At 47.4% G+C, this 12,843-nt stretch carries 9 protein-coding genes and 1 pseudogene; 9 read left to right on the plus strand and 1 reads right to left on the minus strand.

Going from position 1 to position 12,843, the window contains the following annotated elements; all coding sequences use genetic code 11:
* Positions 1–129: 129 nt before the first annotated feature.
* From dnaE to M1D90_RS06160, 7 genes are all read left to right on the plus strand, one after another.
* Entirely contained in the window at positions 130–3,474 is a 3,345-nt protein-coding gene (gene dnaE, locus M1D90_RS06130) for a DNA polymerase III subunit alpha (protein ID WP_020452565.1), read from the plus strand.
* Positions 3,475–3,616: 142 nt separating this feature from the next.
* On the plus strand, positions 3,617–4,852 hold the full coding sequence (locus M1D90_RS06135) for an NAD(P)-dependent malic enzyme (RefSeq protein ID WP_020452564.1): 1,236 nt from the start codon (positions 3,617–3,619) through the stop codon (positions 4,850–4,852).
* 362 nt (positions 4,853–5,214) lie between these two features.
* Positions 5,215–6,090 (plus strand): acetyl-CoA carboxylase, carboxyltransferase subunit beta, encoded by an 876-nt coding sequence (gene accD / locus M1D90_RS06140; RefSeq protein WP_020452563.1) that lies wholly within the window; start codon positions 5,215–5,217, stop codon positions 6,088–6,090.
* Entirely contained in the window at positions 6,075–7,052 is a 978-nt protein-coding gene (accA, locus tag M1D90_RS06145; protein WP_020452562.1) for an acetyl-CoA carboxylase carboxyl transferase subunit alpha, read from the plus strand. The genes accD and accA overlap by 16 nt, the downstream gene beginning before the upstream one ends.
* A gap of 242 nt (positions 7,053–7,294) precedes the next feature.
* A complete protein-coding gene (gene pfkA, locus M1D90_RS06150) occupies positions 7,295–8,254 on the plus strand; it encodes a 6-phosphofructokinase (protein WP_020452561.1) in 960 nt (319 codons plus the stop codon).
* Positions 8,255–8,278: 24 nt separating this feature from the next.
* Positions 8,279–10,036, plus strand: coding sequence for a pyruvate kinase (gene pyk / locus M1D90_RS06155; protein WP_020452560.1), 1,758 nt, complete (start codon positions 8,279–8,281; stop codon positions 10,034–10,036).
* 105 nt (positions 10,037–10,141) lie between these two features.
* Entirely contained in the window at positions 10,142–10,528 is a 387-nt protein-coding gene (locus tag M1D90_RS06160) for an FxsA family protein (protein WP_020452559.1), read from the plus strand.
* 42 nt (positions 10,529–10,570) lie between these two features.
* Here the strand turns inward: M1D90_RS06160 and ytvI are convergent, their stop codons facing one another.
* Complete coding sequence (gene ytvI, locus M1D90_RS06165; RefSeq protein ID WP_020452558.1) at positions 10,571–11,686, minus strand: sporulation integral membrane protein YtvI; 1,116 nt, start codon at positions 11,684–11,686, stop codon at positions 10,571–10,573.
* Between the two features lie 101 nt (positions 11,687–11,787).
* On the opposite strand from ytvI, the gene M1D90_RS06170 reads away from it, so the two are divergent.
* Together M1D90_RS06170 and M1D90_RS06175 are read left to right on the plus strand one after the other, a co-directional pair.
* Complete coding sequence (locus tag M1D90_RS06170) at positions 11,788–12,252, plus strand: DUF441 domain-containing protein (RefSeq protein WP_020452557.1); 465 nt, start codon at positions 11,788–11,790, stop codon at positions 12,250–12,252.
* A 265-nt stretch (positions 12,253–12,517) separates the two neighbouring features.
* Positions 12,518–12,665: pseudogene (locus M1D90_RS06175) on the plus strand (transporter); the annotation flags it as partial.
* Positions 12,666–12,843 lie beyond the last annotated feature (178 nt).

Here is a 12,843-nt window from a genome sequence, read left to right on the forward strand (position 1 = left end):
TCACCTTATCACACTATATGGATAAAGAAAGACAAGTATGATTGTTGATCAAAGAAAGAACATTTGTTTCTCATTCGATCCCATCATATAATGAAAAGAGACGGCTCGAAAAAGGAAGGGGTGACAGAAATGCCTTTTGTTCACCTGCAAGTACACAGCGGTTACAGCTTATTAAACAGCGCCGCTTCCGTAGAGGACCTCACGGCCAAAGCCAAAGAGCTGGGCTACAGCGCAATGGCGCTGACGGATGATGAGGTCATGTACGGGGCGGTGGAATTTTATAAATCATGCAAAAAACGCGGCATCAAGCCGATTATCGGGCTTACAGCCTCAGTTTTAACAGATGAAAAAGAACAGCTTTCATATCCGCTCGTTCTTTTGGCGAAAACAAACAAAGGCTACCAAAACCTGCTGAAAATCAGCAGTGTGTTGCAGTCGAAATCAAAAACCGGCATCAAAGAAAAATGGCTCAAAAGTTATCATGAAGGGCTCATTGCGCTGACAACGGGCGGGACAAGCCATGTTGAAGCGCTGTTGAAAGAAGGGCTGATTGAAGAGGCGAAGAACGCCGCCCTCCGCTGTCTTTCGATCTTCGGAGAGGGCAGCTTTTATTTGTCGTATCAGCCGTACAAGGGCGACCCGCTTCTTTCTGAACGCATTCTGGAGCTCAGCGAACATACGGGAATTCCGATTGCCGCAACCGGCGATGTACGCTACATCGAAAAAGAGGATGCGGCAGCTTATACGTGTTTAAAAGCGATTAAAGCGGGCGAGAAGCTGAACGAAGACATGAAGGCCGAAGGAGATCTGCATCTTGAGCTCAAGCCGCCCGCTGAAATGCTTGACATTTACAGGGATCGTCCGGACGCGTTGGAGAATACAGTCAAAATCGCGGATCTGTGCCAGGTGGACCTGAGCCTTGGCCAGACGCGCCTGCCGAAATATCCGGCGCCTTTCGGCAAGAATGCTGACGATTATTTGGCTGAGCTTTGCTTTCTCGGACTGGAAAAACGGTTCGATGCCGCTCCGAGGGAGTATGTCGAACGGCTTGAGTATGAGCTGAAAGTGATTCGCGACATGGCGTTCAGCGACTATTTTTTGATCGTCTGGGATTTCATGAAGTTTGCCCACGACAACGGCATTATCACAGGGCCGGGGCGGGGGTCGGCGGCCGGCTCTCTCGTCGCTTATACGCTGTTTATCACAGATGTCGATCCGATCAAGCACAAATTGCTGTTTGAACGGTTTTTAAATCCGGAGCGCATCAGCATGCCCGATATCGATATCGATTTTCCCGATACGAGAAGGGATGAAGTCATCCAATACGTGAAAAATAAATACGGGGCACTGCACGTAGCGCAAATTATCACGTTTGGTACATTGGCCGCAAAAGCGGCGCTCCGGGACGTCGGCAGGGTGATGGGCATCAGTCCGAAAGAAGCCGACCAGCTGGCGAAATTGATTCCGTCCAAACCTGGAGTGACGCTGAAAGAGGCGAGAGCTCTTTCTGTTGAACTGGACAAGCGCCTGAACGGGTCCAAGAAGCTTCAGGACATATTTAAAACGGCTCAGAAAATCGAAGGGCTTCCGCGGCATACGTCAATTCATGCGGCGGGCGTCGTGTTGAGCGAGGAGCCGCTGACGAATATCATACCGATACAGGAAGGACATGACGGTGTATATTTAACGCAATATTCGATGGGCTATCTCGAAGACTTGGGACTATTGAAAATGGATTTTCTCGGCTTGCGCAATTTAACGCTCATTGAATCGATCAAAACGCTGATCGAAAAAAGCGAGCGGGTCACCATCGATTTTTCGGCGATTCCCTATGAAGATGAACAGACGTTTAAGCTGCTGTCAGAAGGAGATACGACAGGTATTTTCCAGCTCGAATCAGCCGGCATGAGAAACGTTTTAAAAAGGCTCAAGCCATCAAGCCTTGAAGACATTGTCGCTGTCAATGCCTTGTACCGCCCGGGCCCGATGGAAAATATCCCGCTGTATATCGAACGAAAGCACGGACGGGTTGCCGTGTCTTATCCGCACGAGGATTTGGCCGAGATTTTGAAAGATACATACGGCGTGATCGTTTATCAGGAACAGATCATGATGATCGCATCGCGGATGGCGGGTTTCAGGCTTGGAGAAGCCGATCTTTTGCGAAGGGCGGTCGGCAAAAAAAACAAGGAAATTCTCGATACAGAGAGAAATCATTTTATTAGTGGATGCTTGAAAAAAGGGTATTCCGTACAAGCGGCTAATGAAGTATACGATCTGATTGTAAAATTCGCCAATTACGGTTTTAACCGGAGTCATGCGGTTGCATACAGCATGATCGGCTACCAGCTCGCTTATTTAAAAGCGCATTACCCCCTCTACTTTATGTGCGGCCTCTTGACGAGTGCGATCGGAAATGAGGAAAAGCTTGCTCAGTACATCTATGAAGCGAAAGGGAAAGGGCTGCATGTTTTAGGTCCTTCCATTAATAAGAGCGGCTATCCGTTCGTCGTGGAAAACGGGGCGCTGCGCTACAGTTTAAGGGCTGTTAAAGGCGTCGGGATTTCGGCTGTGAAAGAAATCTACAGGGCAAGAAAAGAAAAGCCGTTCGCAGATTTGTTTGACTTTTGTGTCAGGACTTCTGTGAAAAGCGTGAACCGGAAAACGATTGAAGCTTTAATTTTTGCCGGAGCAATGGATGAATTCGGTGAAAACCGGGCCACTTTGCTCGCTTCTGTCGATGTCGCGCTGGAGCATGCCGAATTGTTTGCAGGAGACAATGATCAGCTCGGCTTCTTTCTCGATGAAGGCTTGACAATTAAGCCGAAGTACGCCGAGACGGAAGAAATGCCGCTCGTCGACCTGCTGGCACACGAGAAGGAGACGCTCGGCATTTACTTTTCTGACCATCCGTTGAGCGTTCACCGCAAGAAGCTGGACCGTGCAGGTGCGCTGCCGATTATTCAGCTGCTCGCCTCCAGCCGTAAAAAGGCGGCTTTGGGCGGACTTTTGACGAAGATGAAGACGATCCGTACAAAAACGGGACAGACGATGGCTTTTCTGGAGCTGAGCGATGAAAGCGGGGAAATCGAAGCGGTTGTTTTTCCTGAACAGTTCAGACAGCTTTCCCCGATCCTGGAAGAAGGCGTATCGCTTTTTGCAGAAGGACGTCTTGAGACAAGGAATGAAAAGCGCCAGCTGATCATCGCCGGGGCATCGCTTGTCGAATCGCTTCATGCTAAAAAGCAGCCGTCCGTCTATATTAAAGTGGAGGAAAGTCAGCACACCCACGATATCTTTAAGAAAATCAGCAGCATCCTGCTTGAACACAAAGGGGAAACGCCGGTCTGCGTCTATTATGAAAAACGGAAACAAACGATGCAGCTGCCGGAAAGCTACAACATCAAGGCTGACCACGCTGCCCTCTACAGGCTGAAAAGCGTTGTAGGTGAGAAAAATGTCGTGCTCAGATAGCAGGTATTTTGAGCATTATTGATCAAAAAAGCGGTCAATTGTGTTATCATTTTTAAGATTCTAGGGTTCGTCTTACAAGAATCTTAAGCAGAAAACGAAGCAAAGTTTTTGGCAAAATTCCCTTGAAGGAGTGTTTGTTAACATGTCATTGAAAGAAAAAGCGCTGCATATGCACAAAGTAAACCAGGGCAAATTGGAATCAAAATCAAAAGTGCAGGTTCGCAATGCGGATGATTTAAGCCTTGCATATTCTCCGGGTGTGGCTGAGCCCTGCAAAGCGATTTACGATGATAACAGCAAAGTATACGATTATACAATGAAGGGAAACATGGTAGCAGTCGTCTCGGACGGAACGGCAGTGCTCGGTCTCGGCAATATCGGCCCTGAAGCCGCCCTTCCGGTTATGGAAGGAAAAGCGGTTCTTTTCAAAAGCTTTGCCGGTGTGGACGCATTCCCAATCTGTTTAAATACATCTGATGTCGACAAAATTGTTGAGACGGTCAAGCTGCTTGAGCCGACATTCGGCGGCGTCAATCTTGAAGACATTGCAGCGCCGAACTGTTTTGTCATTGAAGAACGCCTCAAAAAAGAAACAAAAATCCCGGTGTTTCACGATGACCAGCACGGTACTGCAATCGTTACGGTAGCCGGTCTCGTCAATGCGCTTAAGCTGTCTGGCAAATCGATGTCTTCCGTCAAAGTCGTGGCAAACGGCGCCGGGGCAGCGGGAATTGCCATTATCAAGCTTCTTTATCATTTCGGCGTGCGCGATATCATCATGTGCGACACGAAAGGCGCGATTTACGAAGGCCGTCCGAACGGCATGAACGCTGTTAAAGATGAAGTCGCAAAATATACGAACAAAAACCGCATAGACGGATCGCTCAAAGATGTGATCAAAGACGCCGATGTCTTTATCGGAGTTTCCGTCGAAGGCGCTTTGACAAAAGAAATGGTTGAAAGCATGGCTGACAAACCGATCATCTTCGCCATGGCGAATCCAAATCCTGAAATCATGCCTGCTGAAGCGCATGAAGCCGGAGCAAGCGTCGTTGGAACGGGACGCTCTGACTTCCCTAACCAAGTGAACAACGTTCTCGCATTCCCCGGCATCTTCCGCGGGGCGCTCGACGTCCGCGCGACACATATTAACGAAGAAATGAAAATCGCCGCGGTTGAGGCGATCGCATCACTCGTTTCCGACGAAGAGCTGAGCCCCGAATATGTCATTCCGGCTCCGTTCGATCCAAGGGTCGCACCGGCCGTTGCCAAAGCGGTAGCGAAAGCCGCGATGGAAACAGGTGTTGCACGAATCGATGTCGATCCTGAAGAAGTCGCTGAAAAGACAAGAAAGCTTGCAGTAATTGAAGGAAAATAAAACTCCATTTTTGTGATCAGCGCGTGATTGCTCTGGCCTAAAGAGCCGTCACGCGCTGTTTCTCGAATATGATGTACAGTTTTTCCTCTTATTGGGGACACTTGTAAGGGAATATGCGGGCTGTAAAAAATTTTTTCAAATCGCTTTTCCGGACTTTTGTATCCGCTCTCAAGGCTGATATATCAATTTGTCAGTCTCTAACCGCATCAAGTGCGATTCGGCTGTTTGCCGGTCAAAAATGTCGAATTGAGGATGACACCGTTTGACAAAAAAAGTACAATAGTTTCGGTATAGTGATGTTCTAGTCTATAAACAGGACAGGCATACATGAAGAAAACCCTTCAGAAAAGGGAGGTAATCTTTTGTTAAAAGATATATTCAGCAAAAAGAAAAAAAAATACGCTTCCGTTCCCGCGGAATCAGCAAAGCAAGATGTACCGGAAGGGATCATGACAAAATGCCCGGATTGCAAAAAAATCATGCTCACAAAAGAGCTGGATAAAAACTTAAGGGTCTGCATGAACTGCGGTTACCATCTTCAAATGAACGCGAAGCAGCGTATAAAAAGCCTGCTGGACGATGGCTCCTTTGAAGAATTCAATCAGGATATGATGTCTGAAAACCCGCTGGAATTCCCAGGATACCTTGAGAAACTGCAAAAAGACCGGGAAAAAACATCGCTGAATGAAGCGGTTGTCACCGGAAAAGGGACGGTTGACGGATCTCCGGCAGTCGTTGCCGTGATGGATTCATCTTTCAGAATGGGAAGCATGGGGTCTGTCGTAGGCGAAAAAATTACGCTGGCGATCGAAAAGGCAAGAGAAGAAAAAGTGCCTTTCATTATTTTTACCGCATCAGGCGGTGCGAGAATGCAGGAAGGCCTTCTCAGCTTGATGCAAATGGCTAAAACAAGCTCCGCTTTAAAGCTGTTCAGTGAAGAGCAGGGCTTGATCATTTCGGTGATGACACATCCGACAACAGGCGGTGTATCCGCAAGCTTTGCATCTCTCGGCGATTACAACCTTGCCGAGCCGGGCGCGCTGATTGGCTTTGCCGGAAGAAGAATTATCGAACAAACCATCCGTGAAGAACTGCCTGAGGATTTTCAGACTGCGGAATTTCTGTTAAAGCACGGACAGCTTGATTCCGTCGTTCACAGAGCAGACATGAAAAAAACGCTCGGCAGCATTTTGAAAATGCACCAAACTGGAGGTGATCTCGAGTGGCTGGAGAATTAGAATTTGAAAAACCGGTGGTCGAACTGCGTGAAAAGATCGCCGAATTGAAAAGGTTCACACAGGATTCCGATATGGATTTAAGCTCTGAAATTACGAAGCTTGAAGCTCGTCTTGAAAGGCTTGAAGAAGACATTTATACAAATCTGAAAGCCTGGGACAGAGTCCAGATTGCAAGGCATCCGAACCGTCCGACAACGCTCGATTATATCGAACATCTCTTTACCGATTTTTTTGAATGCCACGGAGATCGATATTTCGGTGATGATGAAGCGATTGTCGGCGGAATTGCCAAATTCCGGGGCCTTCCTGTGACAGTGATCGGCCAACAGCGCGGCAAGGATACAAAAGAAAACATCCGCCGCAACTTCGGAATGCCGCATCCGGAAGGCTACCGCAAAGCGCTCAGGCTGATGAAGCAGGCCGATAAATTTAACAGGCCGATCATCTGCTTTATTGATACAAAAGGAGCATACCCTGGAAAAGCAGCTGAAGAGCGGGGGCAAAGCGAAGCAATTGCCAAGAATCTTTTTGAAATGGCGGGACTCTCTGTGCCGGTCATCTCGATCGTCATCGGGGAAGGCGGCAGCGGGGGAGCGCTTGCGCTCGGCGTCGCAAACCGCTTATTGATGCTGGAAAACTCAACTTATTCGGTGATCTCTCCCGAGGGAGCGGCTGCTATCCTCTGGAAGGATTCAGGACTCGCGAAAAAAGCGGCAGAAACAATGAAAATCACCGCTCCGGACCTTAAAGAATTGGATATTATAGATCATGTTATAAAAGAAGTAAGAGGTGGAGCACACCGCGATGTAGAGCAGCAGGCCGCCTACATCGATGAAGCGCTGAAAAGAGAGCTTAAATCCTTGCTGAAACTGGATAAGAACGAGCTGATTCAACAAAGATATAACAAGTATAAATCAATTGGAAAAATTTCGACTGAAAACCAATTTGTTGGGATAAAATAAATAAACGTGAGGCCTTTGGCTCACGTTTATTTTTTATGGATAAAGGTGAAAAGTGAAAGGATTGTGTCTTTCACCCGCGATTTTTCAAAGAGTTTGCTTAAAATTTATTTAAAAACTTTTTGTTTAATTGTATAATGAGTAAGGTTTTATAGGGATTTTCGGAAAATTTTCATCCCTTTTTCATTGTTTTAGCGGCAATGAACGTGTTAAGGTAAATTATATATGTTTTCGAGGTGAAAAAGATGAAACGTATCGGAGTATTGACGAGCGGCGGAGATTCCCCGGGAATGAACGCGGCGGTCCGCGCGGTTGTCAGGAAAGCAATCTACCATGACGTAGAAGTATACGGAATTTACAACGGGTATTCAGGTTTAATCAGCGGAAAAATAGAAAAGCTTGAAATCGGTTCTGTCGGAGATATCATTCACCGCGGAGGAACGAAGCTATATACAGCAAGGTGTCCTGAGTTTAAAACGGTAGAAGGACGGGAAAAAGGAATAGCGAATTTAAAAAAATATGGTATAGAAGGATTAGTCGTCATTGGCGGAGACGGTTCTTATATGGGAGCGAAAAAGCTGACAGAACACGGTTTTCCTTGTGTCGGAGTGCCGGGAACAATCGACAATGACATCCCTGGAACAGATTTGACGATCGGATTTGATACGGCGTTAAATACCGTTATCGATGCCATCGATAAAATCAGGGATACAGCTACATCCCACGAACGTACATACGTGATTGAAGTAATGGGCCGCCATGCCGGGGACATTGCTTTATGGTCAGGTTTGGCAGGAGGCGCGGAATCCATTTTGATCCCTGAAGCTGACTACGATATGGAAGAAATTATTGCGAGGCTGAAAAGAGGGCATGAGCGCGGCAAAAAACACAGCATCATCATTGTGGCGGAAGGCGTCGGAAGCGGCGTTGAATTCGGCAAAAGAATTGAAGAAGCCACAAATCTCGAAACTAGAGTATCGGTGCTTGGACATATCCAGCGCGGCGGTTCTCCGACTGCAGCAGACCGTGTATTGGCAAGCCGTCTAGGGGCATTTGCGGTTGAACTGCTTCTTGAAGGAAAAGGCGGACGCTGTGTCGGAATTCAAAATAACCAGCTTGTGCATCATGATATCATTGAAATACTCGATCATAAACATACAATTGATCAAAGCATGTACCGCTTGTCTCAAGAACTGTCAATCTAGTGTAAAACCCGAGGAGGAAGCAATATGAGAAAGACTAAAATAGTTTGTACAATTGGGCCGGCCAGCGAAACTGTTGAAAAGCTCACCCAGCTGATGGAAGCCGGAATGAACGTGGCGCGCTTGAACTTTTCCCATGGAGATTTCGAAGAGCACGGCGCAAGAATTAAAAACATTCGCGAAGCAGCCGGCAAGCTGGGAAAAGATATCGGTATCCTTCTTGATACGAAAGGTCCGGAAATCCGCACGCACACAATGGAAGGCGGTTCAATCGAACTGGAAGCGGGTTCTCAGCTGATCGTGTCAATGGAAGAAGTCATCGGTACGCCTGAAAAAATCTCAGTTACATATGATGGGTTGATTCACGATGTATCAATTGGTTCAACGATTTTGCTTGACGATGGACTGATCGGACTTGAAGTCACTGATGTCAACAAGGACAAGCGTGAAATCGTCACGAAAGTAATGAACAGCGGAACGCTGAAAAACAAAAAAGGCGTGAATGTGCCGGGCGTCAGCGTCAATCTTCCGGGAATTACGGAAAAAGACGCTAACGACATTGTGTTCGGTATCGAGCAGGGTGTTGATTTTATCGCGGCATCTTTTGTGCGCCGTCCGTCGGATGTTCTTGAAATCCGCGAACTTCTTGAAGAGCACAATGCGGCAGATATTCAAATCATTCCAAAAATCGAAAACCAGGAAGGCGTTGACAACATCGATGCCATTCTTGAAGTATCAGACGGTCTGATGGTCGCACGTGGAGACCTTGGTGTTGAAATCCCTGCTGAAGAAGTGCCGCTCGTTCAAAAAGAACTGATCAAAAAATGCAATGCGCTTGGCAAGCCTGTTATCACGGCTACCCAAATGCTCGACAGCATGCAGCGCAATCCGCGTCCGACACGCGCGGAAGCGAGCGACGTTGCCAATGCGATCTTTGACGGAACTGACGCGATTATGCTTTCAGGTGAAACTGCTGCGGGAAATTACCCTGTTGAAGCCGTTCAGACGATGCACAATATCGCTTCCCGTTCAGAAGAAGCGCTCAACCATAAAAAGATCCTTTCTGCACGAAGCAAGCAAGTCAGCATGTCAATTACAGATGCCATCGGCCAGTCTGTGGCGCATACGGCAATCAACCTTGACGTGAATGCCATCGTCACACCGACAGAAAGCGGTCATACGGCGAGAATGATTTCCAAATATCGCCCGCAGGCGCCGATTGTCGCAGTTACGGTAAATGATGCGGTTTCAAGAAAGCTGTCTCTTGTCTTCGGTGTTTTCGCAACAAGCGGACAAAACCACAGCTCGACTGACGAAATGCTTGAAAAAGCAGTGCAAAAATCTCTCGACACAGGCATCGTACGCCACGGCGACTTGATCGTTATCACGGCCGGAGCTGTCGGTGAAGCCGGCACAACAAACTTGATGAAAGTGTATGTTGTCGGAGACGTGGTCGCAAAAGGCCAGGGAATCGGACGCAAATCCGCGTTTGGTGAAGTGGTCATCGCTCAAAATGCACAAGAAGCGGATAAAAAAATGAAAGATGGCGCCGTTTTGGTTACAAAAAGCACGGATCGTGACATGATGGCGTCCCTTGAAAAAGCGGCTGCGCTGATTACTGAAGAAGGCGGTTTAACCAGCCACGCGGCAGTCGTAGGCTTGAGCCTCGGCATCCCTGTCATCGTCGGAATGGAAAATGCGACTTCCATTCTCAAAGAGGGAGAAGACATTACGGTCGACTCCGCCCGCGGAGCTGTTTACAAAGGACGTGCAAGCGTACTTTAATCGCTTATTGAAGAAGAAGGGAAGCTTTCCCTTCTTTTTTTGCAGGCGGCACAAGCAAAACAGGGCGGCCGTTCGCTTCCATATTAGAATTATGAGGTGAAGACAATGAAGTTTTTCTTATTATTTCTCGTCATTTTTCCAGCGAGTGAAATCGGTCTGTTCCTCTTGTCCGCTAATTGGATCGGTGTCTTGCCGACCGTTTTGCTGATCATCTTGACGGGATTTCTCGGGGCCGCTCTCGCCAAAAAACAAGGAATCGAAGTTTACTACAAAGTTCAGCGCGATCTTCAGTATGGAAAAATGCCTGGGGATGCGATTTTGGACGGGCTTTGTATTTTCATAGGCGGCATGCTGCTTTTGCTGCCCGGCTTTTTATCGGATATCATCGGTTTACTGCTGCTGCTGCCGGCAACGCGCAGCCGTTTCAAACCGTTCATATCCCGCAAGCTGAAGAGGATGTCTGAAGGCAGGCGGATCAACATCATCAAATAACCCGATAAGCGGCGGCCCGCATTGGAAAAAGCAGGCTGCCGCTTATTTTTCATTTCCTTTAATAAACTGCCATACGTCTTTAAAAATACCTGTTGTAAAGAGAGCCTGAATGAGAACGAGAAGGGCGGGGCCCATGATCAATCCGAGAAAGCCAAACAATTTGAAACCGGCAAACAGCGCGATCAATGTTCCCAAAGGGTGAAGTCCGATTGACCGGCTCAAAATCTTCGGTTCGGCCAGCTGCCTGAAGACGAGCACGACGATGTACAGGACTCCGAGGCCGATCGCAAGCGGCAGCTGCTTGGATGCTGCTAAATAGACGATCCACGGCACAAATACAGACCCCGCTCCCAAATACGGCAGCAGGTCGACCAGCCCGATGAGAAAAGCGATGGCGACAGCATGATTAACCTTCAACACAGAAAGCCCGATCAACACCAGCACCATCGTCATCGCCACAAGGGTAAGCTGGGCCTTGACAAAGCCTGCCAGCGCTCTTTTCAATTCCGCATAGACAGCCGCTGCACCCGAGATCAGCCGATCAGGAAGAACAGACCGCGCCTTGTTTTGTATTTTATGCAAATCTTTGCTGATAAAAAAAGTGGCCAGGAGCGAAAAGATCAGCACGGCCGCCATATTCGGCAGAAAGGCGAAAAAGAGGGGCACCATCTCAAGAATTTTTGAAAGAAACAAAGCGGTGCCTGATGCGAGTTCACTGCCCAAATTTTGGACCTGTGTAATGATCGATTCCTGCTGGGCGGCTTCGAGCCCGTCAAAAAAAGCGGCAAGCTGATTATACAGCGGCATGATTTGATTCGTAAAAAACGATTCGATATAAAGAGCGGCTTTATTAAACTGGACGGGGAGTATTTTAGCCAAATGAGCCGTTCCAGAGACAATCTCGGCAACGACCAGTGTCAAAAAGCCGGCTCCGGCGATCAAAAAGCCGCATAGCACGATGCCGACATTAACGCCTCTCGGGAGCCCGGTCCGCTTATCGAGCCATTCCACAAAAGGGTTGATCATGATGGCGAGAATAAGCGCAATCACAAAAGGATAGGTTAACGGAAAAGAGTAGTAGCCGACCGCTCCGCAAGCAGCGGTCAAAAACAGCACATACACTGCCCGAAGCGCAGCTGTGAGATAGGATTGATTCAATTCTGCATCCTCCTGATATTAGAAAGCATGTCCTTATTTCATTTTATTCTTGAGTCCTGTTATTATGAGAAAGGTCATAAAAAAATGGAGTTGAATACAGCATGTTTACTCAAGCTAATTTATTTTTGATCCTGCTTTTGGCCATCGCATTAATCGCGAAAAATCAGTCGTTGATCATCGCGGTATCCGTCCTGCTTTTGATCAAGCTGACCGGCCTCGATCAAAAGCTGTTTCCGGCCATCCAATCCAAAGGGATTAACTGGGGAGTTACCGTTATTACAATAGCGGTCCTTGTGCCGATTGCCACTGGAGAGATCGGCTTTAAACAGCTTGGCGAAGCGATGAAATCATATTACGCATGGATCGCACTCGGGGCGGGCATTCTCGTAGCATTGATCGCCAAAAACGGGATCACATTGCTCGCGGAAGACCCGCATATCACCACCGCTCTTGTATTTGGAACGATTTTAGCGGTCGCTTTATTCAAAGGTGTTGCCGTCGGCCCGCTCATCGGTGCCGGGATCGCCTATCTTGTCATGCAGGCTGTCCAGCATTTTACATCTTAGAAATGCGGGCCAGCTCCCCCTGTTTCAGGGGGTTTTTTAGTTTGAAAAAACGTTCGCAACTAAAAATAAACATACATAACGCAGTTAAAACTCCTAAAAATCTGTAAATAGAAGTCAGCTGGTGCAAAAAAATAAGGCCCTCTATAAAAGAGGGCTCAGTTTGTCAAAAACCTGTGTGGGGAAATATGACCGTTTATTTCGAATTTGTGGGTTTTTATTTGTGGAGTCTTCAGCAGGTAAGCTTGGATAAAAAGAAAAAATGATCTATCGTCTCTTTCGGGCTGAAACGCTTGCATCAGTTATCGCATCCTTTATTATGATGGCTGTCGAATTGGGAGTTCTGTTCAGTGCCGGAGAGTTTATTTTTTCTGCTAACTGAGACGTCGGATATGATTGCGGCGCGGACGGCAGCAAGTGATTTTAGTGAACGAAAAAGAAAAATTGCTAGAAAACAGAAAGAAATTGAAGAAACCATCAAAAAATTGAAGGATATGAAGATGTCATTTTCACAAAAGAAAGAGAACTAAAGAAGCAAAAAAAGCAAACCCAGAAAGAGGGCTGTCATCATCTCGATAAGATTGTATAAAAGAC

Source organism: Bacillus sp. JZ34 (assembly GCF_053903205.1).